The sequence below is a fragment of the Gluconobacter sp. DsW_058 genome (assembly GCF_002153615.1).
GTDB classification, from domain to species: Bacteria; Pseudomonadota; Alphaproteobacteria; order Acetobacterales; family Acetobacteraceae; genus Gluconobacter; species Gluconobacter cerinus.
Genome location: NZ_JOPH01000040.1, coordinates 1 through 25,956 on the forward strand (window position 1 = coordinate 1; position 25,956 = coordinate 25,956).

Here is a 25,956-nt window from a genome sequence, read left to right on the forward strand (position 1 = left end):
TGCTATTCATCTCGTTCTGAATCATGGCTATCCATAGATTCAGAACCCTCAGAAAAACGCAACTGTAGTGCTAACGCAGGGCTGGCGAATGCCTTACAGGTCATTTCATTTCTTCTGGGCATGGTGGTTGGTGGTGCAGGATCACTCTTCATCTATGAGCGGCTTGGCTGGTCCGGTGCGATGTGGGGTATGGCATGTGAACTCTTCATCCTGTGGCTCGCACTTCTGCCATTAAGAGCCGGCATCGAGCCTAACAGGGTATTCCAGAAGCCCTCTCGCCTTATGGATCTTTTCCGGCAACCGGGTTTTCGGTGGGCGCTTTTGATGGCGCTTACCTTCAAATTTGCAAGTTCAGCGCTCGCGATGCTGCTCCAGCCCTGGCTGATGGACCGATCTTTCAGTCTGGATTTTGCCGGAACACTTCAGATGTCCAACATCATCTGTGGCGCCCTCGGTGGCGCGGTTATCGGCTTCCCGGCAGTCAGGTTTTTGGGTTGTCGTCGCGCTGTTGCACTGCTCATCTGGCCGTCCACTTTTCTGCTTGGAACGTTGGTATGTCTGCAGGCCGGGGGGGATGGCGACGCCAGTATTTCTTTATGCCGGTCTTGGCATAGAAAACTTCCTTGATGGAGGCTTTTACGTTTCTGTCTGGGCCACACTGATGAACTGGTCTTCAGAAGAACGGCCAGGAACGGATTACAGCTTTCTTCAGTGTGGAGAAAGTCTGGCGAACGTCCTCGCAGGCATGTCGATCGCGCCTTTGGCCTCAGTCATCGGATACAGCAGAACGTTTCTGGTGGCCTGGATCGCTGGCGCGTTCGCGCTGTTGCTTGTGGTGACGGCGGCCAGAAAACTCGCAGGCTTATGTGAGGACACTGAGCCTTTCAAACAATCCTTCAAACACATGAGACATTCATGACGATATTCAATCTCTCCAAAGAAGCTGCCGATCTGTCACTTATTGATATTGGCAAAAAGACAGAAACGGTTTCCACAAAAGGGTTGAAGATGCTTTTCCCTTTTGGAACCCATGACGTGGGATTACTGCGTTTCAAAGGTTCAACCCCTTGGGAAGAACATCCAAACGATGAGTTTCTTCTTGTGGTCGAAGGAGAAACTACGCTGACACTTCGAACCGAACAGGGCGAGGTCAGTTCTACGGCCAGAAAGGGTGACGTTCTGGTTGTTCCGGGAAAGACCTGGCATCGGCAGGATGCACCCGTTTCGGTCACTCTGATGTTCATTACCAACCATGAAGGTAACCGCCATCATGCCGCCTCTTGATAAAATTCTGACGACGACGCACGAATAGGCATTCACGTTCTGTCGGCAGGTTCTTGATCGGACATTCTTGCCGCTACTGCCAATTCGTACGTCCAGCGTCAGGGGAGCCGTGGCCAGTCTTTGCGAAAGATGCTTGGCCCAGATCATAACACTATGAAGCGTTCCGCCGATTTACCTGCAAACCCACCTCCCGTTGTCGGTTTTGCAGATTATTATGTCGGCGGCTTCGTAGATGGCTTCCACACACATGAGCGGGCACAACTGTCTGTGTTCATGGCTGGGAGTGTGACAGTCACTACGCATGAGGAAAGCTTCGTCCTTCGCCCCGGACAGGCGCTCTGGCTTCCTGCCCACACACTGCATCAAGCAACCTGCCGCACCGACCTGTCGTTTCAGGTCATCTATGTTGATCCTGATTTTCCCGGCGCGGGCACGCTTCCATGCAAGATGTTTGATGCATCTTCCTTGATACGTGGCCTGATGGACGAGATCATTGCCATGAGCTTTGAGTTTTCCATGGACAGCCGCATGTCAACGATTGCCGGGCTTCTCATCGATGAAGTGGAACGCGCACCACGGCTCGCCGAACGCGTGCTTCTTCCTGCCGACCCTCGGATGCGGCGGGTCTGTGAAGCGATTATCGCCAAGCCGGGAGATTGTCGCGACATCGATCATTGGGCGCGTGAAGCCGGTATGGCGCGGCGCACTTTTACCCGCCTCTTTCAGTCTCAAATGGGTATGGGCTTCGCGGCATGGCGACGGAGAGTACGCGTTGTAGAAGCCGCTTCACGAATTGCGACGGGCCAGTCGATTGCCGAAGTCGCCTTCGATTTAGGCTACGATAATGCCAGTAGCTTCAGCAGTATGTTTCACAGAACTTTTGGTGTCTCCCCCCGCGAGCTGAGAGCCAACTCGCCTATGGCTGCGCGCCTATAAAGCATCGGGTTACCCCACCTGAGCGCTCTACTATTCCTCCCCTCCACAGCTAAAAATCGGTAACAAACCGTTTCTTTTCCGCTCTGAAAGTGACCAGTTACCAGCGATCGGGCCTTATTCAGTTGCGTTTGGGCCAACTGCGCGCTGGCTGCTTGAAGCTGTTTCCGAAGATGTCTAGGAGCGCAATTAAGTATCATTCTTAACAAGAAAGCCGGTCTCTGCCTCGCAACCAGCACGAGCCGGTAACGAAATGAGTTGGGTATGCAGCGCAGCAGGATAGTTTACACGGTTCTTTTCTCCCTCATTTTGAGCGATACGGCTTTCGCGGCTGAGCAGGAGAATAAAGCCAAGGATCCGCAGCAGTCTGGGGCGCCTGCCCCGGCTCAAGCGAGCGCTGACAATGCCAAAGCACGGAGCACAAAGGTTGAACGGGTTGAGGTTCATGCTCGCAAGTCTTCAACCATTGCCTCTTCCGCTACAAAAACAAACACACCTCTTGTTGAAACCGCGCAGTCCGTCACCGTCATCACCCGTGACGAAATGGATGCACGCGGTGTTCTGACACTGAATCAGGCCGTACGGTACGCCGCGGGCGTCACAGCCGATACGCGGGGTGGTGAAGGCACTCGGTATGATCTCTTCGATCTTCGTGGCTTTACAGTGCCGACTTTTCTGGATGGACTGAAGTTTCAGGACAGTCCGACCGGCTTTGCCGTCGCCCAGACGGACACCTTCCGGCTTGACCGCGTTGAGCTGCTTAAAGGGCCGGCTTCTGCGCTGTATGGGCAGTCCAGCCCAGGTGGTCTGACGGCGTTATCCAGCAAACTGCCGACGGATCAGCGGTTTTATGGTAACGTCAATACAACGGGCGGCATGTTCGATCTGTATCGTGTGGATGCTGACGTCGGCGGATTTGCGACCAAGGACGGTCTCGTTCGCTACCGGCTTTATGGCACAGTAAACGGGCAGCATACCCAGCTCAGCAGAACCGGCAGCCGACGCTTCAGCATTAGTCCGGCCTTTACCTTTGGAGGCGACGGCCCGACCACCCTCACCTTGCTGGGTAACTACCAGTACGATCCTGAGAGTGGTTCTTATGGCGGCGTACCCCTGATTGGGTCGCTCAAGCGTGCTTCCTATGGCTACCTGCCCCGGAATTTCTATGACGGGGATGTCCCATCAGAAAAATTCAACCGCAAACAGGGGGCAATTACCTATATCTTCAATCATCGCTTCAACGATGACTGGAGCTTCAGTACGCGCGGCCGCTACGATGATATCAAGACTATCTATCGCAGCGTGTATAACAATGGCTACTACGACAGCGATGACGGTACGAGTGGGCAGATGCTGTCCCGCTCTGCATATGGAACGCACGAACACACCTATAATCTGGCGTTTGACAGCCAGGTCAAAGGTCGCGTCCGCACTGGCCCGTTGCGACATGCTTTGATGTTCGGCTTTGACTATATGCAGCAGAAGGCCAATGACACAGAAGCCTATGGCGATGCTCCGGATCTGGACGTTCTCCACCCCGATTATCACATGGTCATTCCGGACCTGTCCCCGTATCTGAACTATGTCACGCACTCTCATCAGATCGGCGCGTATGGTCAGGATGAAATCCGCTGGCATCGGCTGATCCTTACGGGAAGTATTCGCAATGACTGGTATCGCTCGCATCAGGTTGAGTCTCTGACACCCTCTGACAACCGCCAGAGTTCAAGCCAGATTACATGGCGTGCTTCCGGTCTTTATCACTTTGACTTCGGCCTCTCACCTTACATCAGCTATTCGACGTCTTTTCAGCCGCAGTCAGGCTCTGTTTCCAACGATGGCGGTGCGACCGTTCGCCAGGCCAATCCATCTATGGGCAAGCAGCTTGAGGGAGGTTTGAAATATCAGCTTCCCGGAACATCCATCCTGCTGACCGCGGCAGGGTTCCATATCGAGCAAAGCAACGTGCTCGTCTCGGTCGCGAACACAGGGTACAGTGTGCAGAGCGGACTTGTTCACTCGGACGGTTTCGAATTTGAAGCCCATGCCGAGCCGTTCCGTAACCTCATGCTGACAGCCGCAGTGAGTTTCCAGAAGATCAAGGATGATTCAACAGGGAAGCCGTTGATTCAGTCTGGGAAAGGGAATGCCTCCCTGTTCGCGTTCTACACCATGCCCTCCGGGCCTCTGAAGGGTTTCGGATTTGGTGGCGGTATGCGCTATTCCGCAAAAACTTACGGTGGCGAAGCAACATATGGCAGCGTCTGGCTTCCCCAATATGCTCTCTTCGATGCGTCCGTGAGCTATGATCTGGCGAACATGTCCCATTCGCTTCATGGCTGGAAAGCCTCTGCTAGCGTTCGTAATCTCTTTGACAAGAAATATATTGCGAACTGCTTCGCGTACGGTGCAGACGGACAATACTGCTACTACGGCGAGCGCCGGAATGCCCAGGCCAGCATAGGGTATAGCTGGTAATTTCTACGGAGAGGGTTGCCAGATTAGGTTCTGGCAACTCCTTTCAAGAGGCTCATACCTTCATGTGTTAAGCCTTCTCGTTAGGCTGGAAGCATTCCGTCTCCCGCATATTTCAGGCGTTGCGCGTCCCTTGCGGGAGGAACCCCGAACATGCGCCGGTATTCTCTACTGAATTGGGACGGGCTGTCGTACCCGACTGCAAATCCAGCCTCAGCAGCATCGACCGTTGCACTGAGCAGCCTGCGGCGTGCTTCCTGAAGGCGAAGACGCGTGCGGTATTGCAAGGGGCTCATCATCGTGGCTGCCCGGAAATGCCGATGAAATGATGAAGGGCTCATCCCGGCAATTTTCGCAACAGATGCAATGTCGAAAGATTCTGCGTAATGCGTTCGTATCCAGCCAATCGCCCGATTGAGCTGGGAGAGATTTGTCCCCGCGGTGGCAATCTGCCGCAGAACATAGCCTTGAGGCCCCTGCAACAACCGATAAAGCAGCTCGCGCAAGATGGCGGGCTGAAGAATGGGAATGTCTTCCGGATTTTCCAACAGCCCTACGAGGCGGGTCACTGGATCCAGGATTTCATGGGTAAGTGCACTGACCGTCATGCAGGATGGGCATGTCGTCCCGTTTGTAGGAAAGGCATCCTTCATTTCGAGTAGCAAATCAGCAATTTGCGCAGGGTCCAGAGCCAGGCAGAGCGCCAGATAGGGCTTTTCATGCGTGGCTTGTGTCACCTGCCCAGTAACGGGAAGGTCAACGGCCGTTACGAGATACTTGCTGGCATCATAGTCGAAGACCTTGTCACACAGCATGACCTGTTTTGACCCTTGGACAATCACACAGAAGCGGGGTTCGTACACCACATCCATTGGTGTCGTGGGGGCATCGGCACGAAAGAGCAGCAGGCCCGGCACAACCGAGCGGGTCGTTGGCTCGACGCAATGGCGGTCGATCGTGTCTCGAAGCCGTGACAGAATATCCTGCATGAAGCGAAATTTCCGATTTTTTCAGTCAGTCGTTTGGGTATTGCACATTTAGGGGGATGCCTGATCCGCCCAGACGGTTAGTGTGAGACTTTGGTCGGATTGTGCAAGCATATGATCGAATCAGGCATCTTTTTGAAGTTTCGTTCTAATTCATTATGGCACTCCGCCCACTTTTGATGGCGTTTTAGGGGCTGTTGCCTTTATTTCACGTCCTTGCCTACAGCTCGATATGGCAGGATTGTGCAATCATCTGATTGGATTGCTCTACCGGATGTTGCGCGCGGAGTTGCATGATCCGCCCAAGCCTTCCGCGGCGGTTATGCTCCTTCCCTGAGAACGTCGTTTCCGGTGAGAAGACGGCAAACGCGGCGCGGCATCATGTCATGGCGAAAAGCTTGCCGATTTGTCCGCACATGGATTGTGCCGGACAAGCGGAGTGCGGGTTCCGTGCTCCAAAGCCATCTGAACAGAGATATTCAATGGGGATCGTCGCCTTTGCGCTACGACGGCCTTACACGTTCCTTGTCGCAGGGGTACTCATCCTGCTTCTGGGCATCACGGCCGTCTTCAGAACGCCTACCGATGTGTTTCCGAACATCGATATCCCGGTCGTCACCGTCGTCTGGTATTATGACGGCCTGGATGCAGCCGAGACCGAGAAGCGGATCAGCACTTATACAGAGTTTTCCGAAAGCTTCTTCGTCAACAATCTGCGCACGATAGAGAGCCAGACAACGCCGGGCCTGGTCCTGCAAAAGCTGTATTTTCAGCCCGGCGTAAACGTGGATCTTGCCGTAGCCCAAACTGTTTCGGCTACAAACTCAATCCGTGCCCTGCTACCACCCGGCATTCAGCCGCCAATCATCATGCAGTACAGCGCTTCCAGTGTGCCGGTTCTGCAACTTTCCCTCTCTTCGGAGAAGCTGACGGAAAGTGAACTGTATGACTATGGCATTTACCGTATCCGTCAGCAGCTTGCCCCTATTCCCGGCACGATGCTGCCCCCGCCCTATGGCGGAAAGATTCGTCAGGTCATGGTGGATATTGATGAGACCAAGCTGGCGGGCGTCGGCCTGACGCCACTGGATGTTTCCAATGCCATCAACGTGCAGAACCTGACGCTGCCCGGCGGAACAGTGAAATTCGGCGCCACCCAATACGACGTGCGTATGAACGGGATGCCAGACGTCGCAGCGCGCCTGAATGATGTTCCCCTTAAGCGTGACCCCAAGACAGGTGCTATCGTTCGTATTGCCGATGTTGCGCAGGTTCGTGATGGAACGGCCGTGCAGCAGAATGTGGTGCGCCGCGAAGGACGCCGCTCCGTGCTGCTCTCCATCATGAAGGCCGGAAATGCCTCGACGCTGAGTGTTGTAAACGCCATTCGTAATCAGGTTCTTCCTGTTACGCGTGCAGCAGCCCCGGCAGGCATGAAGATCGAGGAGCTGTTTGACCAGTCCTTGTTCGTCAAAGCGGCCATTACCGGAGTGGCATCTGAAGCTGTCATTGCCGGCCTGCTAACAGCGGCAATGATCCTCGCGTTTCTTGCAAGCTGGCGTTCGACCATTATCGTTGCCGTCTCCATCCCGCTGGCCATCCTGTCTTCGATTGCCGTGCTGTCCTGGACTGGCCAGACACTGAATCTGATGACCTTGGGTGGTTTGGCTCTTGCCGTCGGTATTCTGGTGGATGATGCGACTGTAACGATCGAAAATATCCATCGCATCCGCCATGAAGGAACAGAACTGCGACAGGCCGTGCTTAACGGCGCGTCGGAAATTGCACTGCCAACGCTGGTTTCGACACTAGCGATCTCCAGCGTGTTTGTGTCGGTAGAGTTCCTTGTCGGCCCGTCCCGCTTCCTGTTCACACCGATGGCCCTTGCTGTTGTGTACGCCATGCTCGCCTCCTATGCGATCAGCCGGACACTGGTGCCAATCTTCGCAGCTATTCTTCTGCGGTCTGAAGAACGGCAGACCATACGACGCCGCGATGCCGGGCTGCCTCCTGATGTCATTACCCGATTCGGCATCGCTTTTGATCGGCGCTTCAACCGGCTGCGGGATGGCTACGTCCGTCAGTTACATGGCCTCATCGAAAGTGGCTGGAAAGTTCCTGCGCTGGCAGGTGTGACGGTTCTGGCTGCCGGTTTCCTCGCAACTCAGGTCGGGCAGGATTTCTTCCCCACGATTGATGCCGGCGAATTCAAGCTGCATGTCCGTGCGCCGGAAGGAACACGCATCGAGAGCACGGAACGACTGTTCGATCAGGTTGAAGACGTCATCCGTGAGGTCGTGCCTGAGAATGAACGGTCATTGGTCCTCGATAACATGGGCGTTCCATTCCGGTACTCCATGCCTTTCGACGACGGCACAACCGTTGGACCGAATGACGGTCAGATCATGGTGGAGCTGAAGGAAGGGCATCGCCCAACCGCCGACTATATCCGCACACTTCGGACCGAACTGGCACGCCGCTTTCCGGACAGCGTGTTCTATTTCCAGCCAGCCGACATCGTGACCCAGATCCTGAATTTCGGGCTTCCCGCGCAGGTGGATATCCGCATTTCGGGTTATGACGCGGCAAATAACCGCAAGGTCATGCAGGAAGTCCGTCAGGAAGTCTCCCGCATTCCCGGCCTGGTGGACGTCCATCTGCATCAGCAGATTGCAGCCCCAGAACTGGCGATTGCAATTGATCGTGAGCGCGCTCTGGACCTCGGCCTGACTCTCAATGACGTTGCCCGCAACGTGATGGTGTCACTGGCATCCTCCAATACTGTAACCCCGAACTTCTGGGTCGATCCGGCAACGGGCATTCAGTACCCGCTCGCGGTCCAGACGCCGCAGTATCGGGTCAACAATCTGGGTGATCTTCGCAACACCGTCATTGCATCCGCACTCGGGTCACAGCACTCCTCGGCTCTGTTGAGCAACGTCGCAACCATCAAGCGCGGCACAGCACAGAACGTCATTTCACACAGCAACATCCAGCCGACGCTCGATGTCGATGCGAGTGCGGAAGGGCGTGATCTGGGGAGTATTGCCCGGGACATTGATCGGGTCATTGCGCGCCATCGGGGAGAGCTTTCACCAGGCAATGTGATCACCGTTCAGGGCCAGATCGAAAGCATGCATTCTGCCTTTACCCGGCTGGGTATCGGCCTGATGGTCGCAGCGATTGCGGTCTATCTTCTGATGGTCGTGAACTTCCAATCCTTCATGGACCCGTTCGTCGTGGTTCTTGGTCTTCCAGGCGCCATGTGCGGGATCGTGTTCATGCTGTTCGTCACAGGAACAACGTTCTCGGTTCCTTCCCTCATGGGGGCGATCATGAGTGTCGGTGTGGCCAGCGCCAATTCGATCCTGCTTGTAACCTTTGCCAAGGAAAGACGCTCCGAGGGCTTGAGTGCCGTCGAAGCCGCCGTCGCTGCCGGACAGGCACGCCTGCGCCCCATTCTGATGACGTCGCTCGCAATGATCATCGGCATGTTGCCCATGTCTCTGGGGCTCGGAGATGGCGGCGAACAGAACGCCCCGCTTGGACGCGCCGTGATTGGCGGCCTGATGATGGGCACTTGCGCTACGCTCTTCATTGTGCCCTGGCTCTACACACGCCTGAGAAAACGAGAAAGCCGCATTCTTGAGGAATACAGTCATGTCTGAACCCGTTTTATCCTCGACCGGCGTCCGTGAAGAACGCCGTGGGCCGCCCATCGTGCCTTTGATTGGCCTCGGGGCTATTCTGCTGCTCGGCTACGGGATCTACGCGCATAGTGAACGCGGCATCGCCGTTCGCGCCCTCGCTGAAACGCGTCAGAGCCAGACGCCGGATGTCAGCTTCATGATTGCTCATAGAGAGACGAAGCCTGTCTCTCTTGATCTCCCCGGAGAAACCGCCCCTCTCGAGACAGCGGCAATTGGTGCGCGGGCATCAGGGTATATTGCCGAACGACGTGTTGATATCGGCACTCGTGTGAAAGCGGGAGACGTTCTGGCCATTATTCATGCGCCAGAGCTGGATCGACAGGAAGCACGCGCCAAGGCTGCGGCCGAACAGGCTCGCGCCAATCTGGATCTTGCCCGTGTTACGGCAAGGCGCTCTGGTGGCCTCGTTGGTGGTGGCGCGGTGAGTAAGCAGAACTTCGATACGGATCGCATTACCCAGCAGGCTCAGAATGCTGCACGGGCGGCCGCTGATGCGGCCTTGGCAGAGAGCGCACAACGACGCGCCTACACGACCGTGACGGCCCCTTTCGATGGTGTTGTGACGGTACGGAACGTGGAAGTTGGTGATCTTGTGAGTGCAGATAGTGCTCAGTCAGTTCCCCTGTTTGTGATCGCTCGCACGGATAGACTGCGTGTCCGCGTGCATGTGCCACAGGAGGAGGCCGGCACAGTGCAGACGGGTACACCTGTCAGTCTGACTGTGCCGGATCATCCGGGAGAAAGCTTTGCAGGCACCGTCACACGGACAGGCCATGCGCTGGAACGTGAGAGCCGGATGCTGCCAGTTGAAATCGAGCTGGATAACCGTGACGGAAAGCTTGCCTCCGGTGTGTATGGCTCCATTCATTTTGACTTGCCACGCCCTGCCCCGACCCTGCTGATTCCCACGGAATCACTGATTTACAATGCGGACGGCCTGTCCGTGGCCACCGTCGAAGATGGGAACCGACTGCGTCTTCACAAGGTGATTGTTGGACGGGACTTTGGAGATCGGATTGAGATCCAAACCGGTTTGGCTGAAGGAAGCCGCCTGATCATGCATCCTCCATCGGCTTTGACAGATGGTCGGCAGGTTGCACCGCATGATGTGAATGGATCGAAGGGAGCGTGAAGATGCGTTCTTCCACCACAACTCTTACGGCGGGATTAGCGCTCCTGCTGAGCGGCTGCACGATGATTCCAGACTATCATCGCCCTGCAGCCCCAGTGGCAACCGCATGGCCCAATAAAGCGGCCGATGTGGCGGCTACGGATGGTGGCAGTCTTGAGAACTGGCGCGCATTTTATCGCGACCCTGTTCTGCAATCGCTGATCGAGACGGCTCTGGCCAACAACCGGGACCTTCAGATTGCCCAGCATCAGGTCGAAGCGTCGAGCGCGCAGTTCGACATTGAAAATGCCGCCCTCTTCCCAACCCTGAATGGGACGGCGGGTGCGAATGTTCAGAAGATGAACTCCAGGATCTGGAGCCTGTCACAGGGGAATGGTCCGTTCTACATGCGGCAATATGCCGTGGGGTTTGGTGTCTCGGCTTATGAGGTCGATCTGTGGGGACGTATCAGGTCAGCCTCTCGTGCGTCGTTTGATCGGTATGTTGCAGATGAACTGGGGCGTGAGAGTATGCGCCTCAGCATCATTGCAAGTGTTTCGACAGCAATGCTCAACTGGGTCGCTAACAATCAGGCCCTTCTGGTTACACAGAACGTCCTTGCAAACCGCCGTCACACGTATGATTTAGTCAAGCAGACAGCCGATGTCGGCACCGGAACTCAACTTGATGTTGCCGAGGCAGAAGCTGCTCTGCGGGACGCAGAAGCCAATCTTCAGATCTACACCCGTCAGCGGGAGCAGGCGATGAACCAACTTGAACTCCTGGTTGGCACACCTCTGACGCCTTCTGTGCGTGCTAATCTGGAACATAAGGCTGCTCTTGAGGATGTGGTGTCTTTTCCGGAGGTTCCGGAAGGACTTCCTTCAGACATGATTGCACGTCGGCCTGACATCCTTTCGGCAGAGCAGGCTTTGCGGGCGGCGAATGACGATATCGGAGCGGCGCGAGCTGAGTTTTTCCCCAAAATCCAGATCACTGCGGCGAATGGTACGGCGAGCAACAATATCACTCGCCTGTTTCAAAGTGGGATGGGTGCCTGGAACGTAGCCCCTCAGATCACCCTTCCACTGTTTGACGCCGGGCGTCTGACAGCAGAGCTCCATCAGGCAAAGGCTCGTAAGAGGGAGGAAATCGCACGGTATGAGAAGACGGTGCAAACTGCATTCCGGGAAGTTGCTGACGCTTTAGCAGGACGAGGCACCTACCTGGAGCAGTTGCATGCGCAGAACGCTTTGGTTCAGGCTGGTGGCCGCCAGTATCAACTCGCACTCGCGCGTTTCAAAGCGGGCTATGACCCCTATCTCGATACGCTTGTCGCACAACGGACACTCTATAGTGCTCAGCTTGGAGCGATCACGACCCATCTTCAGCAGATGTCTAATACGGTAACACTCTACAAAGCGCTTGGAGGCGGATGGAACGAGACCCTTCCGGCTCGTAAGGACGCCGTTATCAACCACGTTTTGTAGCGCTTTCTTCTCTTTCTACCTTCCTTGGCGGCGAAATTCCCGATTTTGCCGCCATTTACGAAAATGTCCGATATCGTTTGTCATAACTCTCCCAATGACAAACCTTCCGTAACAAACGTAAATGAGAGTAATTATCATTTGCGGAAAAATTAGATGACTGCCCTTAGGACACTCGCTTTTGCATGCGCGGGATTATCTGTTTTCAGCGGGTTTGGTGCAGAAGCCTCATCCAATGACGCGCCCTCTTCCACATCAAGCAGCAAGGAAGATCGTTACAAAAAGCCCAAAACCGTCACATCGCACGGTAAGGCTGAACATATTCGTGTTCATGCAGATGCACATTCCTATGGAGCCACATCCAGCAGCATAGCGGACAAGCTTTCCACAACATTTCTTCAGCAGACCCAGACGACGAACGTTGTGACCCATCAGGTCATTGAAGACATGACGCCTCAGACGATGGAGGATGTGGCGAAATATGTGCCCGGCATTTCCATCGGCAATAACTTTGGCGGCACCCAGGACGATCTGATGAAACGCGGTTTCGGAGCCGTGGACGATGGTTCGATCCTGCGCAACGGGGTGCGGATGCCGACTGGCCGGAACTTCGATCTAGCCACAACAGAGCGCGTGGAAGTGCTGAAAGGGCCAGCGTCCCTTTTCTACGGAATGCAGGAGCCTGGAGGCGTCATCAACGTCATTACAAAGCAGCCCCGGAAAACGTGGGGAGCCAATCTCGGGACGACATGGTCTTCGCTGGGCGGCGGTTATGGCCACTTTGATGTGGGTGGCCCCCTCACCCATGGTTTGAGCTTCAGACTTGTGGGGTCTTACAAAAATGAGAATTACTGGCGTAATTTTGGCTCCAACAGGCAGAAGCTTCTGGCACCGTCCCTCCGTTTTGAGCACGGTCGCTTCACAGCAGATGTGTCTTACGAATGGGCGAAATATAACAATACGCTAGACCGCGGTGCTGTCTTTTCGAATGGACGAGCGGTCAGTGGTCCAGCAAAGCGGTTGGATGAAAGCTGGGCCAAATCCTTTGGCGAACGGCATCTTCTGGCCACGACGATGGAGTATCGTCTGACGGAGCATGACCGCATCCGCCTGTCCGGAGGCTGGAACCGGGACAATTATCATGATCGGCAGGCTGATCCGTCAGCTTACAACGCCGTGACGGGCATCCTGACCCGCCGTTATAGAAGCAATACCGGAACCATCCGCGCCAATGGCTATGCGTCTCTGGATTACCTCTCAAATCACGTCCTGTGGGGTATGAAGCATGACCTTGTTGTGGGCGCCGACTACGAGAACCGCCAGCAAAACCAGGGCGCGTTCATTGATGGCACGCGACAGGGTGGGTTCTATCCCGCTGATCCTGTGTATGGGCTGCTCAAGCCTGTTGGCCCGATAAACAACAGCAACAGTGACTGGCGGCAACACATCAACAGTGCTTCAGGATACCTCAAAGACAATATCCATCTGGGCCATGGACTGATTTTAGCTCCTGGTGTGCGATATCAGTTTTTTCACATCACGTATGGAGGTCGCCGTCCGTATGTGCAGACAACCGATGAATCATATACCAAGCCTCTGCCGTTCGTAGCGTTGGTGTATCAGCTAGGGAAACGCGTCTCTTTCTATGGAGATTATTCCCAGTCTTTCACGCCCAATCAGCTTGATGCTGGCAGCGTTCTTGAAGGGGGATACAAGCCCACCATGGGGCGACAGTTTGAAGTCGGTTCGCGCTATCAGGATCGTTTCCTGACGGCGGATGTGGCTTTATACAATATCCACAAGAAGAACGTACAGCAGTCCGCAGGGCTGGACGAGACAGGGAATACGCTCCAGCGTTTGGCGGGCCTGGTGGGTTCCAAGGGAGTGGAGGCCAGTGTGGCAGGCAAGCTGGACAAACACTGGAACATTCTGGCCAATTATGCCTTCACCTATGCGCGTATCCTGCGTGACACGCCTGCTGATGAAGGCAAGCTTGTGGCCAACGTCGCCAAGCATACCGGTGGTGGCTATCTCACTTATGAAGCAGCTTTGCCATGGCTTCAGACGACCATGCGGATCGGCGCAGGTGCTCGATATGTTGGCCGGCGGGCGGGAGATCTGAACAATACCTTCTGGCTTCCAAGCTACACAACGGTTGATGCCTTCGCGTCATGGCACACAGGGCGACTGTTGGGCCATGACACGTCTTTGCAGGTCAATGCGGTCAATCTGGCCAATAAAGCCTACTTTGTCTCAAGCGCCGGGACACCCCTCCGTGTTTCCTGGGGGCAAGGCCGTACGGTGCATGTGGGCATTGAGGTCGGGTTTTGAAGGCTTAAGGTATTTTGAGCCCTAATTGCTCTCCTGCGACTTTCGAAAACGTACAGGCGATTGACCCAGAAGGTGTGTGAATGCTTTTGCGAAGGCGCTGAGTGATGCGTAGCCCACCTCTGCACTCACATCGGTCACGCGCTGACCTTCGGCCAGAAGGGTCGCAGCGTGGAATAGGCGAGCCTGCGTAATCCATGCCTGCCACGTCATTCCGGTTTCATTGAGAAAATAACGGCGGAAACTGCGCTCAGACATGCCGGCTTGATGCAATGCCTGCGTCAGGCTGGCATGGCCGGGATCGACAAGAGCACTATCCATAGCGCGCACCAGCGATGGATGGGTGACGCGCGGTAGAGTGAACGTCTCAGCTGCTTTGCGCTTCATCTGTTCCTGACACAGCAGAAACAGAGCCTGAAAAAACGTTTGTTCGACAGGCATCTTCTCCGCTGATTTATCTGACCAGCGAAGCGTGTGAAACAGCATCTCCTTTATGACGGCCGTCACTGGGAAGGTTTGAATGCGTTCCAACGTTTCTGCAGAAAAATGCGCGGGATCAAAGTAGACCGAGACACCATCCAGATTACGCATCATGGTGCGATGTCGCGTTCCTGCGGGTATCCATATGGCATGAGACGCCGGCAGAAGATGTCGCCCTTCCGGCCCTTCAATCTGCGTTGTACCGCGTCTGGCGTATGTGATTTGATGCCGTGGATGCTCGTGCCAGTCATAGAACACAGCTATTGACGGATTGCGAAACCCGAAACCAAGACCACCTGAGGTATCGATCCGGTTCTCAATCAGGATGCTCTGTGTTTGGTTGGCAGTCAGGTTTTGAATTGGCCGGTTCCCGCTATTTTATGGCCGAGCAACGTTAGTCGGCCAGCCACTCAGTCTTTATCCTGAACCCATTCGGAAAGGAATAAAGATGTCCCGTTCTCCCGCATCCCACGAAACCCGGATTGTTGATCAATTCACACAATGGGCAAAACCGTTTGCGGAATTGCCCATCCATGCAGACGCCGAAAGCATGGCACAGACCGTTTCCGCCTGTTCTGTCACCAAAGGCATGAAGGTACTGGACGTGGCATGTGGGCCAGGCATTGTTGCTTGCGAACTCGCCCTGACAGGCGCCGACGTCACAGGAGTTGATCTTACCCCTGCTATGATCGAACAGGCCCGTCGGCGAGCACGCAAGGCCGGTGTGAGCGTGAAGTATCAGATTGGTAACGCGCAGCATCTCCCTTTTGAAGCGGATAGCTTCGATCGTGTTGTGACACGTTACAGCTTTCATCACATGCAGGAGCCGTCTGAAATCCTGGCTGAGATGGTGCGTGTATGTCGGCCGGATGGGCGGATCATTGTCATTGACGCAACGCCAACCCCTGACTGTCAGGCACACTATGACCTTGCTGAGACCCTGCGTGACCGTTCTCATACAAGCGCCCTCACCTTGCAACAGTTACTGCTGATGGGCACCGATGCGGGCTTGTTCCCTCTTGAAACGCAGCAATATCGCCTTGAATCCCGTTTGCAGGATCAGGTTGCCCCCGAAGACTGGTCTGCTCTGAAAGCAATGTTCGTGGAAGATATTGCCAGCGGGCAGGATCGATTAGGCTTGGGGGCATGGAACGCGGAGGACGGCATTCATTTCTACTTTCCGATCTCAATCGTAGTGTGGCGCAAAAATTGCTAGGCGAGCGGGGTGGCTATCAGTTGCCCCAATATCCGGAAAAAACATTATGATGCCGGTACGGTCCACGCTAGAATTCGGCACTGTTTTCTGCTGCCGGATGTCTAAGAGATGTTTTTTCCGTTGTCTTTCCGAAAGTTCTCGAATTTTTCAGCAAAGACGCTGGCCTGTTCGCTGTCATGTATCTCTCTGACATCATCATATGCCGTCGCTGGTGAAACGGCAGCTTCTCCGGTTCCCACAGCAAGTCGGGTGGCGCACCCCGTTGCCTTCAGTGATGAAGTTAAAACACGTCAGTTGTTGGTCGCGGTCGCCCTGGGTCATGCCCCGGCTGACCTTTTGATCCACAATGCAAAGGTTCTGAACGTATACACCCTGAGTTGGGAGGACGGACAGGATATCGTCATTGCAGGGCAACGGATTGCTTGGGTAGGACCTGTTGGGGCGTGGAAAGGTCAGGCGCTTTCAACCTTTGATGCCAAGGGGCTCCCGGCTGTCCCCGGTTTCGGGGAGTCTCATAAACATATTGAGAGTTCAATGCTCTCGCCCGAGTGGGAAGCGGCCCTTGTCATCCCACTGGGAAATACCTGGACCACGGAAGGCTCTCATGAGTTTGCGAATGTCAGTGGTACGCATAACGTTGAATTCTGGCTGACGGCAGAACACCTTGGAAGTCCGTTGAAAATTTTCCCTGCCCTCGGGTCAGCCACCCCGCCTTCTGCCTTCGAGCAAGGTGGTGGAAACTATGCCTACAAGGAAATCTCTGAAAACATTCGCGATAATTCACGCGTCCAGGGGCTGGACGAAGTGATGGACTGGCCCGCCGTTTCAAACCCTTCTCATCCTGGTCACCAACGGATCTGGGAAAACATTCAGGCCACATTCGATAATCGGGGCGTCGTCGACGGGCACGGTGCAGGATTGTGGGACATGGACACGATCAATGCGTTTGCGGGAGCGGGTCTCTCCAGCGATCATGAAACCCGGCTTCCTGAAGAAGCATGGAACAAATTACAGCATGGCCTCTTCTTGCAGCTCCGTGATGACAATATTGAGCGGGCCGTCCCTTACTTTGTGCGTAAAGGGCTGAAAAACTGGAATAATATTGCGCTTGTAACAGACGACAGGAATGTCGCGGATACGCTGAAGCAAGGAACTATGGATTATCACATCCGTCTTGCAATCAAGATGGGTGCGCCCATTGAGGCGTCATACGCAATGGGTAGCCTTTATCCGGCCCAGCATGGTCATATGGATCAGATTGTCGGGTCTATTACACCGGGTCGGTATGCTGACGTTGTCTTGCTATCTTCTGTACCGGACGTGAAGATCAAGTATGTTTTTGCGAATGGAAAGCTGGCGGCCCAGGATGGGAAATACTTGCTTCAAGTGCCTAAAATTATATGGCCGACATGGGCATCCGATACGATCCACATCGGTAGAAAACTGACGGCAAAAGACTTTGAGATTCTGGCACCCAAGGGAAAAACGACCCAGGTTACGGCGGCCATTCAGGCCCCATTTTACACTGATCCCGTTCAGAAAACAGCAATGCTCTCTGTGGTGAACGGGATCGTTCAACGCGATGTCGCACATGATATCATCAAAGTTGCAACAGTAGATCGGTACATGGGCCAGGCTCGGCTGGGCAAGATGTTCTGGACGGGCAATGGTCCTAAAACGCCCGATAGTGCCATCGCTACGTCTGTTTCCCACGATCTTCATAACATTACGGTCATGGGAACCAGCGACGAGGCAATGGCGCTCGCGGTCAATCGTATCGCCGAGCTCAAAGGTGGGATCGTGATGGTCAGCCACGGTAAGGTTCTCGCCGAAATGCAGTTGGAGATCGCAGGTCTGATGACCAGCCGTCCCGTGCAGGATGCCGCTGCGAGCATGGAAAATGTCTATGCTAAAGCTGACGGGCTCGAATGGATAGGAGCGCCCGGTTATCCGCGGAGACTTCTGATTTCGATGATCACATGCAGCCCATTCACATGGCGCCTGGTCGTTCCATACCCGGGCAATCCAAGCGGGCTGGTTCTTCTCCAGACGGGGCAGACGATGCCGACGGTCTGGTAAGGTATGAAGGCTGTTTCCCAGAACTTCTTCCACGTTAATAGAAATGTAAGAATATCCATTCAAGTTATTGTTTTTGCGTTTTTATTTCTAGTTAATTTTCCTGCGTTAGCCGATCCGGAATCCATGACGAGAGTCTTGGTCTCGCTGGATCGGCCCGACACGGCGACGGTCATGATCGATATGGATCTGACAGTTCTTATGGGTGACCCTGCCAGATATTATGTGCTGGCGACTGGGCGCGGCTCACAACATGAGGCTGAAGTCAGATCTATCGCCCAGGAAATCACTAAGGCCCTACCGCTTTTCTCGGGTCATTCTCCACTTCACGCCACTCTTGTGACCTACAATTTTTCTAGCAAGAGCCGGGATGAGTATATGGATCTGGCAGCAGACAAACCTGCTCATTTCCAGTTCGTGATACCGCTTCCTGCCAATAGTGGCCCGTTACAGCTGCGTATTCCGCTGGGGGCGCAGATTGATTACCCAGTAGCCTATACGGTTCAGCTTCCTGAGCGCCATTTTACACAAACGCGATGGCTCGATGCCGGGCAGCATGAGAGCGTTACCTTTGACTATAGGGGGAAGCTTCCAACTGGTCATGTCGATCAGCCTGCAAGTTTTGATCCAGACACGCTGTCATGGTGGCAACAGCTTCCGGTTTATCTGAAGTTTGGGTTCAAGCATATCGTCCCGGAAGGGACAGACCATATCCTGTTTGTCTTAGGGCTTTTCTTTCTTGGAATTAGCTGGCGCAAGCTGCTGTCCCAAACAACGGTCTTCACAATTGCCCATGCCACCACATTGTTTCTCTCAACCTATGGAATTTTTGATCTTCCAAGCCGTTTTGTAGAGCCAGCAATCGCTCTGTCGATTTCGTTCATAGGTCTGGAAAATGTATTTAGTCCAAAACTGGGACGAATACGTCTGTTGGTTGTTTTTGCTTTCGGGCTGATTCACGGCTTTGGGTTTGCCAGCAGCCTGAGTGAAGTGCCCTTCCCTCATCGTGACTTCATTGCGGCTCTCATAGGCTTCAACTTTGGCGTTGATGCGGGACAGCTATTTATCATTCTCCTCGCAACACTGGCCGTAGGCGTTTTCAGAAACCGTCCGTGGTTCAGAAGACGAATTGCGATCCCTGCGTCGCTTCTTATCGCAGCAATTGGCCTGTTCTGGGCTGTTCAACGAATTTTAGCTTATCATTTACTGGTCTGAGGATCAGCCATTCGCTGCGTTCTGCTCTTTGTGAGGAAGAGACATGGGTATGACGGATGACCAAAGCCTAGCATCATAAGAAAGCTGAACTTTCACGGTTAGGTTTCATCTGTGAATTCTGTTCATAATTCATATGCATAGACAGGATATTATCGCACAAGATTGAGGACTGCATACTGCACATCTGATGTAACCGAGCCGAAGCGAGACCTCATGCTCTATCTTATGAACGGCATGCTTTCTCCCGATCGGTGAGCCATGGAGATCAAAAGATGATTGAAGCAAGCAGCGATGTAGATGTGGCGGTGAGTGCCGATAAGGCGTGGAGCCTGTTAGGCGGCTTCGATAATCTTCCCCTCTGGATCCCAATGATTATCAGGAGCTTCCTGGAAGACGGAGGTCGCGTTCGGCGACTGACGGCCAAAGACGGGTCTGTGATTGTAGAGCGCTTGGTCAGTTTCGATCAGCGCAAACGCACTTACACTTATGCCTACATCGAGGGACCGGATCCGGTCGAAGACTACCTCGGGAAGGTCACAGTTACACCCCTTTCCCCTGAACGCTGTTGTATAAGTTGGGGGAGCCAGTTTAGCCCGGTTGGAATAAGCAGCTCAGAAGCAGAAACGCGTTATCGCTCTGCTTATGCATCCGCCCTAAATCACGCAAAGACAATTCTGGAACAGGCGACGTAAGGCCCGTTTCCAGTAAATTCCCATAGTATTCAGGTTTTCAGGATAACTTTGATGAAAAATATTCTTCTTCTGAATGGTTCGAAAGCATTCGGCCACTCTCAGGGCCGTCTCAATGACACGCTCCATGAGGTTGCTTACCAGACTTTAAAAAACGCTGGGTTCGCTATTCGTCAGACCAAAATTGATGCAGGCTATGATGTGCAGAGCGAAGTCGAGAATTTCCTCTGGGCCGATCTGATCATTTATCAGATGCCCGGCTGGTGGATGGGCGCGCCGTGGATCGTCAAGAAGTATATCGATGAAGTTTTCACGGCTGGTCATGGCTCCCTGTACGCCAGCGACGGACGAAGCCGCTCCAATTCCAATCAGAAATATGGTTCAGGTGGCCTGATTCAAGGAAAGCATTATATGCTCTCCTTGACATGGAATGCACCGGAAGAAGCCTTTGAAGATCCGGCCCAGTTCTTTGAAGGTAAAGGGGTGGATGCTGTTTACTTTCCTTTTCACAAGGCAAACCAGTTTTTGGGGATGAGTTCTCTCTCTACTTATCTGGCAACGGACGTCATCAAAGTCCCTGCCGTCGATAACGTCATACGGCGCTACCGTGAACACCTTTCAAAAGTCTTGGGATTTGTGCTTCCAGAAGCCACTCTGGATTCATGAGAGAAAACAGTTTTGCTCTGATGATGTGCCCGGTCTTATGAATTGTTCCAATTGCGCAGTTGGAGCAAAGTAGCCGAAAGTGCCAGTCCCGCACCAAGAAGGACAATTCCAGTCCAGCCGAATGTGGGCCAAACCATCATCGTCGCGGCGGAGCCAAGAGCTCCGCCAAGAAACATTGTTCCCATAAAAATGGTATTCAGGCGTGCTCGCGCTTCAGGCCGCAGGGCATAAACGACATGCTGATGCGACACGAGCGCGCCCTGAATTGCAAAATCCAGAACGATCACCCCAGCGATCAGACCTGGAAGCGAATTCCAGAGACCGAAAATGCCCCATGACAGAAGTGTCAACATGGCCCCAAGAATAATCATTTTATGAGGGCCGTGTTGATCTGCAATTTTTCCGGCAATCGGGGCCGCAAGAATGCCAACGGCTCCGACAATGCCAAACAGACCGGCAGCGCCCGCCCCTAATCCAAACTTGGGCTCTTGCAGGTGAAGGGCGAGGATCGTCCAGAAGACGCTGAAGGCTCCAAACAGGAGACTTTGAGTGACTGCTGCGAGGCGTAACTGTGGAAACTCTTTCCAAAGGCCTGCAAGGGACGCAAGTAATTGCCCATAATGCATCTTCGAGTTCGGCTTACTGGTGGGAAGAACCCACGCCAATAAGGCACCTGTGCCCAGCGCGATCGGAGCACCGAGCCAGAACATCTCGCGCCACCCGGCATATGTAGAGACGACACCGGCCAAGGTCCGACTTAGAAGAATGCCGCACAGGAGCCCTGCCATAACAATGCCGACAGTGTGGCCGCGTCTTTCCGGAGACGAAAGATGCGCGGCAAAAGGAACAATAAGCTGTGCAACAGTTGCGAGTGCACCAACCGCGACAGATGCCACAAGCAGGAGGGCTGCGTTGGGTGCAATTGCCGCAGCGGCAAGAGCAAGCGCGAGCAGAACAAACTGAAGAACAATCAGCCGTTTGCGCTCCAGAAGATCCCCGACAGGAACAAGAAGAAACAGTCCCGCGGCATAACCAAGTTGAGTGCCGGTTGGGATCATGTTTGTGGTCGAACCTGGCAGGTCGCGCTTCATGATGCCAAGCATGGGCTGATTATAATAGATGTTCGCAACGGCAACGCCGGCAGCTACAGCCATGCTGAGCGTCAGAAATGCGGAGAGCGTGTTAGCGCTGTCAGGGCGATCAGCGTGGCCGGAGGCGGTCGTAGGAGTTTGATTGCTCATGATACTCGTTCCTTACCATGCCCCTGAGCAACATGGCGACAGGCTCCTTAAATCATGGGATTTTGCCATATTGTGCTGAGATACCGCATACTCAGCCCGGCTTCTGTTTTCGTTTCATGAGCTGATGCCCGCTAACCGTAAGGTTTCAGCTGTTTTACAGATCCAGCGTTCATCGGGATTCCATCCGGCCATTTGAGCGGCATTGAGCAAAGCCCCACCTACTGGTGGCAGACGGGGCACCAGGGGATCACCGTGATGAGCGGCTAGTGTCTCTCGAAGGATACGACTTTGAAGAGCTCCACCAGCGTAGCTCCAGGGAAGAGATGTATCTGGAAATTTACGCCTCGCAGCAGTGATGTGAGCCCCTAGAAGAGCTGCGGCTTCAACCATTATACGCTGAGCTAGAATAATGCCCTGCTCAGCCATATCTGAAACCGTTTTTGCCAGCGATGCCACTGATGCACGAGGATTTTCGAGGTGGCTGTATCATTCCATTAGCCCCGCATCATAAGAATGCGCGTTAGAAGATAACCCAAGAACGTCAGCAAACGGTTCGAGGAATGCCCAATCTTTCTGATTGCGGCCATCTAACAGCATCGCCAGTAATGACAGCGCCTGTCGGCCAATCCAGAACGCACTGCCTTCATCGCCAAACAGACTTCCCCATCCGCCAACACGGTCCTGTTCGCCTTTGCCATTGACGACCCACGCGACAGAGCCTGTTCCTGCCAGCAGAAGAACGCCGCCATGCCCGGCAAAGGCTCCGGTACAGGCAATATCCACGTCATTGGTAATATTGAAAATATGCGGGAAATTTGCTGCCACGACGTCTTTTTGTTTTCGGCCGGATGGCCGCATCTCCCCGTAGTCCGCGAGCCCAAGAGAGAGGGTTTTCGTGGTTGAGGGAAGACGGGACATCAAGGATATCAGGATGGACTGCCAGTCGACTTGATCGAATGGGTTGGAGCCAGGAGCTCTTATAACAGGGCCTAGAGTGCCGTCTCGGTTGAGAACGACAAGCAATGTTTTGGTGCCTCCGCCATCTATTGCCGCGATGCTGGAACAGGTCACGGATCAATCCAATCAGACATGTCGTGCAGCAGTCGTTTCAGTGCTCATTGTATGCTTTAGGCCCTGTTGTAGAGACCGAGTGCATGCGCGGCTTCCGTGGCAATATCGTATCGAAGTTGAGAGACATTCCCGCTCCCATTCGGGTGGACCCTGTTGGTTAAGATTAAGACGTATGAATCACTGGCCGGGTCGATCCAAAGCGACGTTCCAGTGAAACCTGTGTGACCGAAAGACGTATCAGAGAAAGAGCTGCCTCTGGGCGAGGAGTAATGCGTCGCAATATCCCATCCAAAGCCACGAAGTTCTGTTTTTCCTTGTGGTTGTTGTGGGGAGATCATCTGTTGCAGAGTTTCCCGCCGGAGTGGAAATGCACTCGGCCTGCCCGCAATCCGATCCAGCAATGCTTGTGCGTACAGGCACATGTCATGAGCGTCTGAGAAGAGACCTGCGTGCCCGGCCACTCCGCCCATACGGCGCGCAGTGGGGTCGTGTACCACGCCACGAAGCATCATGCCGTGTTCATCATATTGTGTTGGAGCGATGATCATTTTGAGTGATGGATCAGGCAGATAGCCGGATTCCGTCATCCTCAAAGGACCCAGAATTTCTTTTTGAACGTATGTGTTCAGAGAAAGCCCGCTGACTTTCTCGACCACAAGTCCCAGCGTGATGAAGTTGATATCACTGTAAACAAATTTTTCGGCTGGGGGATTGGCCAGCGAAGAAGTCATCGCACGACGAACGGCTTCGGCTTTACCATACCACGCATCGTCCAAAGACAGGTCCGGTGGCAAGCCGGAATAGTGCGTCAGGAGCAGGCGTATCGTGACAGGCGCTTTCCCATTCGCGGCAAAGGCGGGTAAATAACGGCTGACAGGTTCGTCCAGATCCACCTGACCCCGTTCGACAAGTTGCATAATAGACAACGCTGTCATGGTAGGCTTGGTCAAAGACGCCATATCAAAGCGCGTATCCCAGGTCATCGTTTCTCGATCCGGAACCAATGCTCGGTTGCCGCAAACGTAACGATGTACAATCTGCCCCTGATGCCCGACTGCAAGAACAATCCCCGGTACCTCACCTTTCCGGACTGCTCGCTGCGCTACGGTATCTACTCGCAAGAACCTGTCGTCTGAAGATCGAGCACAAGCAGACAGACCGCCACAGACCAATGTTGCGGTGCCCGTCAGAAAAATGCGCCGACTTGTAACCGTCGGGTTACGTTTGGACGATGAGGGATCGGGACTTGTCATCCTGCTTTTATCTCCTGATGGACCACAGGGTTAGTCACGCTCTGCTGATGTTCGGAGTTCCACGACAAAGTCATAGAGATCGGCGCGATAGCATGAGAATGTCACCTCAAGTATTCGTCCATCTGCCAAAAAAGATCTGCGCTCAATTTCAAGAATGGCACTTGGCTGCACAAGGTGGAGGAGCTCTGCCTCTTGAGTAGTCGCCATTCGGGCACGAATGCGCTGAAGCGCTCTGACTGGCAACAGGCCTCGCTCTTTCAACGCCTCATAAAATGAATCTTTGACCAACTCGGGAGATGCCAGATCCCTGCGAGAAATAACGGCAGTCTCGATGGCCAGAGGTTCCCCATCTGCGGTTCTGATCCGCTTGAGGCGAAGCACGGGTGCGCCCGGGGCCATACCCATTGCCATTGCTTCGTCCGGGCTGGCTCCAGCCATGCGTTTGCCTAGCCAGATTGAGCCGGGTTCATAGCCCCGCGCCCGCATATCTTCGGAAAAGCCCATCAAAGCAGACAGCGGCTGCTGGATACGTCGGGTGACAAAGGTTCCGGCGCCCGGTCGTTGAGTTAGAAGTCCGGCATTTACCAACTGCTCTAACGATTTGCGGACTGTCACTCGTGAAACACCGGTGAACTCTGCAATTTCCCGCTCCGGCGGAACAGCATCGCCACCCTTAAGGGCTCCACTCTCAATCAATTCCCTTAGCTGCTCAGCAAGTTGCAAGTAGAGAGGCTTGCGGTCTGCGGGATCAGGAGTCAGTGCAGCGAACAGCTTTTGCGAACTCATCACGTGCATGAAAATTACTCGTGTTCCTGGCGGGACATAAGGACAGCGCGCAAATTGCCTTCGTGGGCAACAAGAGCACTTTCGGCGTCGTCAATTGTCAGACCGGACCGAACGAGCACGGCTCTCTTGACGTTTTGACCACTCACTGCAAGCGCATCAGCGACTTCCGCTGAGGTTCCGCCCGCTAACAAGTGCACCATTTGTGCTGCTCGTCTTTCCAGTTTTGCATTGACGACGCGCATGTCCACCATCTGCCCCCGGTAGCAATGACCCATCTGAATCATGAGCGTAGTGGACAGAAGATTTAGAGCTGCTTTTTGTGCCGTTCCTGCCTTCAAACGCGTTGATCCGGCAATAACTTCGGGACCCGTGACGATACTGAGACCCATCTCTGCCTCACTGAGAAGTCGACCGGCCGGATTGGAGCTTATGCCGACAGTCAGCGAGCCCATTTCTCTGGCGGCTGCAATCGCGGCACACGTGTAGGGTGTTGCACCACTTGCTGCGATCCCTAGGACAACATCATTCGGCCCTGGAGTATGAGACAATATCTCGGCACGAGCCGTATCCTCGCGGTCTTCCGCGCCCTCCACAGCTTCGAAAAGTGCTTTGGTCCCTCCGGCCAGCATGAGAACCAGACGCTCAGGCTCCCACCCAAACGTAGGTGTAAGTTCTACACCGTCCTGAAGCCCGACACGCCCAGACGTACCGGCACCCACGTAAAAAAGGCGCCCTCCTGCCCGTAACCGAGGGAGTGCTGCAGCTACGATTTTTGCAATTTGCGGGACAGACGTTTTAACAACTGCTGTTGCGGACATCTGGGCTTCCGCAAGTGCGTCCAGAATGGAGGTAGCCGGCCAAAGGTCAACGTCGACATAACGGGGGTCCTGAGATTCCGTGCCAGAAGAAACCTTTGAAAGGTTATTGGGGTCCTTGATGGCCATGATTG

The 25,956-nt window shown here is 54.2% G+C and carries 21 protein-coding genes and 2 pseudogenes; 14 read left to right on the forward strand and 9 right to left on the reverse strand.

The genetic code is table 11. The features are described from left to right. The 5 genes and pseudogenes from HK24_RS13700 to HK24_RS08840 all read left to right on the forward strand — a co-directional run. Nucleotides 1-627: pseudogene (locus HK24_RS13700) on the forward strand (hypothetical protein); the annotation flags it as partial. Between the two features lie 34 nt (nucleotides 628-661). After that, complete coding sequence (locus tag HK24_RS13705) at nucleotides 662-919, forward strand: hypothetical protein (protein WP_198942103.1); 258 nt, start codon at nucleotides 662-664, stop codon at nucleotides 917-919. Then, nucleotides 916-1,284: a cupin domain-containing protein gene (locus HK24_RS08830; protein WP_086634161.1), complete on the forward strand. Its 369-nt coding sequence runs from the start codon at nucleotides 916-918 to the stop codon at nucleotides 1,282-1,284. Before HK24_RS13705 ends, HK24_RS08830 begins: the two co-directional genes overlap by 4 nt. Before the next feature lie 153 nt (nucleotides 1,285-1,437). Then, nucleotides 1,438-2,220, forward strand: a complete 783-nt coding sequence (locus HK24_RS08835; RefSeq protein WP_086634181.1) for a helix-turn-helix domain-containing protein — start codon at nucleotides 1,438-1,440, stop codon at nucleotides 2,218-2,220. A 261-nt stretch (nucleotides 2,221-2,481) separates the two neighbouring features. After that, nucleotides 2,482-4,695, forward strand: coding sequence for a TonB-dependent siderophore receptor (locus tag HK24_RS08840; protein ID WP_086634162.1), 2,214 nt, complete (start codon nucleotides 2,482-2,484; stop codon nucleotides 4,693-4,695). Between the two features lie 80 nt (nucleotides 4,696-4,775). Here the strand turns inward: HK24_RS08840 and HK24_RS08845 are convergent, their stop codons facing one another. Beyond that, nucleotides 4,776-5,681: an AraC family transcriptional regulator gene (locus HK24_RS08845; protein ID WP_064274858.1), complete on the reverse strand. Its 906-nt coding sequence runs from the start codon at nucleotides 5,679-5,681 to the stop codon at nucleotides 4,776-4,778. A 479-nt stretch (nucleotides 5,682-6,160) separates the two neighbouring features. Between HK24_RS08845 and HK24_RS08850 the strand changes: the two genes are divergently transcribed. From HK24_RS08850 to HK24_RS08865, 4 genes are all read left to right on the forward strand, one after another. Then, nucleotides 6,161-9,346, forward strand: a complete 3,186-nt coding sequence (locus tag HK24_RS08850) for an efflux RND transporter permease subunit (protein ID WP_086634183.1) — start codon at nucleotides 6,161-6,163, stop codon at nucleotides 9,344-9,346. Further along, complete coding sequence (locus tag HK24_RS08855) at nucleotides 9,339-10,520, forward strand: efflux RND transporter periplasmic adaptor subunit (RefSeq protein WP_233126189.1); 1,182 nt, start codon at nucleotides 9,339-9,341, stop codon at nucleotides 10,518-10,520. Before HK24_RS08850 ends, HK24_RS08855 begins: the two co-directional genes overlap by 8 nt. Nucleotides 10,521-10,522: 2 nt before the next feature. Then, nucleotides 10,523-11,989 (forward strand): efflux transporter outer membrane subunit, encoded by a 1,467-nt coding sequence (locus HK24_RS08860; protein ID WP_086634163.1) that lies wholly within the window; start codon nucleotides 10,523-10,525, stop codon nucleotides 11,987-11,989. Nucleotides 11,990-12,142: 153 nt separating this feature from the next. Then, entirely contained in the window at nucleotides 12,143-14,317 is a 2,175-nt protein-coding gene (locus tag HK24_RS08865) for a TonB-dependent siderophore receptor (RefSeq protein WP_086634164.1), read from the forward strand. Nucleotides 14,318-14,338: 21 nt separating this feature from the next. On the opposite strand, the gene HK24_RS08870 is transcribed toward HK24_RS08865, so the two are convergent. Together HK24_RS08870 and HK24_RS13985 are read right to left on the reverse strand one after the other, a co-directional pair. Continuing rightward, nucleotides 14,339-14,908 carry a helix-turn-helix transcriptional regulator gene (locus HK24_RS08870; RefSeq protein WP_233126197.1) on the reverse strand — a complete coding sequence of 190 codons (570 nt, stop codon included), beginning with the start codon at nucleotides 14,906-14,908 and terminating at the stop codon, nucleotides 14,339-14,341. A 3-nt stretch (nucleotides 14,909-14,911) separates the two neighbouring features. Further along, nucleotides 14,912-15,052 (reverse strand): annotated as a pseudogene (locus tag HK24_RS13985) (AraC family ligand binding domain-containing protein); the annotation flags it as partial. A 190-nt stretch (nucleotides 15,053-15,242) separates the two neighbouring features. On the opposite strand from HK24_RS13985, the gene HK24_RS08875 reads away from it, so the two are divergent. From HK24_RS08875 to HK24_RS08895, 5 genes are all read left to right on the forward strand, one after another. Beyond that, nucleotides 15,243-16,010 (forward strand): class I SAM-dependent methyltransferase, encoded by a 768-nt coding sequence (locus tag HK24_RS08875; RefSeq protein ID WP_233126190.1) that lies wholly within the window; start codon nucleotides 15,243-15,245, stop codon nucleotides 16,008-16,010. 249 nt (nucleotides 16,011-16,259) lie between these two features. Next, a complete protein-coding gene (locus tag HK24_RS08880) occupies nucleotides 16,260-18,089 on the forward strand; it encodes an adenine deaminase (RefSeq protein ID WP_233126191.1) in 1,830 nt (609 codons plus the stop codon). A 123-nt stretch (nucleotides 18,090-18,212) separates the two neighbouring features. Beyond that, nucleotides 18,213-19,301, forward strand: a complete 1,089-nt coding sequence (locus HK24_RS08885; RefSeq protein WP_233126192.1) for a HupE/UreJ family protein — start codon at nucleotides 18,213-18,215, stop codon at nucleotides 19,299-19,301. Nucleotides 19,302-19,573: 272 nt separating this feature from the next. Next, nucleotides 19,574-19,993, forward strand: coding sequence for an SRPBCC family protein (locus tag HK24_RS08890; RefSeq protein ID WP_086634168.1), 420 nt, complete (start codon nucleotides 19,574-19,576; stop codon nucleotides 19,991-19,993). A gap of 51 nt (nucleotides 19,994-20,044) precedes the next feature. After that, nucleotides 20,045-20,656, forward strand: a complete 612-nt coding sequence (locus HK24_RS08895) for an NAD(P)H-dependent oxidoreductase (protein WP_086634169.1) — start codon at nucleotides 20,045-20,047, stop codon at nucleotides 20,654-20,656. A 35-nt stretch (nucleotides 20,657-20,691) separates the two neighbouring features. Here HK24_RS08895 and HK24_RS08900 read toward each other — a convergent pair whose 3' ends face one another. The 6 genes from HK24_RS08900 to HK24_RS08920 form a co-directional block, all read right to left on the reverse strand. Next, nucleotides 20,692-21,897, reverse strand: a complete 1,206-nt coding sequence (locus HK24_RS08900) for an MFS transporter (RefSeq protein ID WP_086634170.1) — start codon at nucleotides 21,895-21,897, stop codon at nucleotides 20,692-20,694. Nucleotides 21,898-22,011: 114 nt separating this feature from the next. Next, nucleotides 22,012-22,323: a hypothetical protein gene (locus HK24_RS13880; protein WP_233126193.1), complete on the reverse strand. Its 312-nt coding sequence runs from the start codon at nucleotides 22,321-22,323 to the stop codon at nucleotides 22,012-22,014. A 60-nt stretch (nucleotides 22,324-22,383) separates the two neighbouring features. Next, nucleotides 22,384-22,968, reverse strand: a complete 585-nt coding sequence (locus tag HK24_RS13885) for an N-acetylglucosamine kinase (protein WP_233126194.1) — start codon at nucleotides 22,966-22,968, stop codon at nucleotides 22,384-22,386. 56 nt (nucleotides 22,969-23,024) lie between these two features. Further along, a complete protein-coding gene (locus HK24_RS08910; RefSeq protein ID WP_086634171.1) occupies nucleotides 23,025-24,221 on the reverse strand; it encodes a serine hydrolase in 1,197 nt (398 codons plus the stop codon). A gap of 30 nt (nucleotides 24,222-24,251) precedes the next feature. Further along, nucleotides 24,252-25,016, reverse strand: a complete 765-nt coding sequence (locus HK24_RS08915; protein ID WP_233126195.1) for a GntR family transcriptional regulator — start codon at nucleotides 25,014-25,016, stop codon at nucleotides 24,252-24,254. Nucleotides 25,017-25,021: 5 nt separating this feature from the next. Next, nucleotides 25,022-25,951, reverse strand: coding sequence for an N-acetylmuramic acid 6-phosphate etherase (locus HK24_RS08920; RefSeq protein WP_086634172.1), 930 nt, complete (start codon nucleotides 25,949-25,951; stop codon nucleotides 25,022-25,024). Between the last annotated feature and the right edge of the window lie 5 nt (nucleotides 25,952-25,956).

Coding starts and splice junctions, on each gene's coding strand:
- HK24_RS13880 (WP_233126193.1), bottom strand. CDS start 22,323: ATGGCTGAGCAGGGCATTATTCTAGCTCAGCGTATAATGGTTGAAGCC.
- HK24_RS08910 (WP_086634171.1), bottom strand. CDS start 24,221: ATGACAAGTCCCGATCCCTCATCGTCCAAACGTAACCCGACGGTTACA.
- HK24_RS08920 (WP_086634172.1), bottom strand. CDS start 25,951: ATGGCCATCAAGGACCCCAATAACCTTTCAAAGGTTTCTTCTGGCACG.
- HK24_RS08850 (WP_086634183.1), top strand. CDS start 6,161: ATGGGGATCGTCGCCTTTGCGCTACGACGGCCTTACACGTTCCTTGTC.
- HK24_RS08855 (WP_233126189.1), top strand. CDS start 9,339: ATGTCTGAACCCGTTTTATCCTCGACCGGCGTCCGTGAAGAACGCCGT.
- HK24_RS08890 (WP_086634168.1), top strand. CDS start 19,574: ATGATTGAAGCAAGCAGCGATGTAGATGTGGCGGTGAGTGCCGATAAG.
- HK24_RS08875 (WP_233126190.1), top strand. CDS start 15,243: ATGTCCCGTTCTCCCGCATCCCACGAAACCCGGATTGTTGATCAATTC.
- HK24_RS08885 (WP_233126192.1), top strand. CDS start 18,213: ATGACGAGAGTCTTGGTCTCGCTGGATCGGCCCGACACGGCGACGGTC.
- HK24_RS08860 (WP_086634163.1), top strand. CDS start 10,523: ATGCGTTCTTCCACCACAACTCTTACGGCGGGATTAGCGCTCCTGCTG.
- HK24_RS08835 (WP_086634181.1), top strand. CDS start 1,438: ATGAAGCGTTCCGCCGATTTACCTGCAAACCCACCTCCCGTTGTCGGT.
- HK24_RS08845 (WP_064274858.1), bottom strand. CDS start 5,681: ATGCAGGATATTCTGTCACGGCTTCGAGACACGATCGACCGCCATTGC.
- HK24_RS08900 (WP_086634170.1), bottom strand. CDS start 21,897: ATGAGCAATCAAACTCCTACGACCGCCTCCGGCCACGCTGATCGCCCT.
- HK24_RS08830 (WP_086634161.1), top strand. CDS start 916: ATGACGATATTCAATCTCTCCAAAGAAGCTGCCGATCTGTCACTTATT.
- HK24_RS08840 (WP_086634162.1), top strand. CDS start 2,482: ATGCAGCGCAGCAGGATAGTTTACACGGTTCTTTTCTCCCTCATTTTG.
- HK24_RS13705 (WP_198942103.1), top strand. CDS start 662: ATGAACTGGTCTTCAGAAGAACGGCCAGGAACGGATTACAGCTTTCTT.
- HK24_RS08915 (WP_233126195.1), bottom strand. CDS start 25,016: ATGCACGTGATGAGTTCGCAAAAGCTGTTCGCTGCACTGACTCCTGAT.
- HK24_RS08870 (WP_233126197.1), bottom strand. CDS start 14,908: ATGATGCGTAATCTGGATGGTGTCTCGGTCTACTTTGATCCCGCGCAT.
- HK24_RS08865 (WP_086634164.1), top strand. CDS start 12,143: ATGACTGCCCTTAGGACACTCGCTTTTGCATGCGCGGGATTATCTGTT.
- HK24_RS08895 (WP_086634169.1), top strand. CDS start 20,045: ATGAAAAATATTCTTCTTCTGAATGGTTCGAAAGCATTCGGCCACTCT.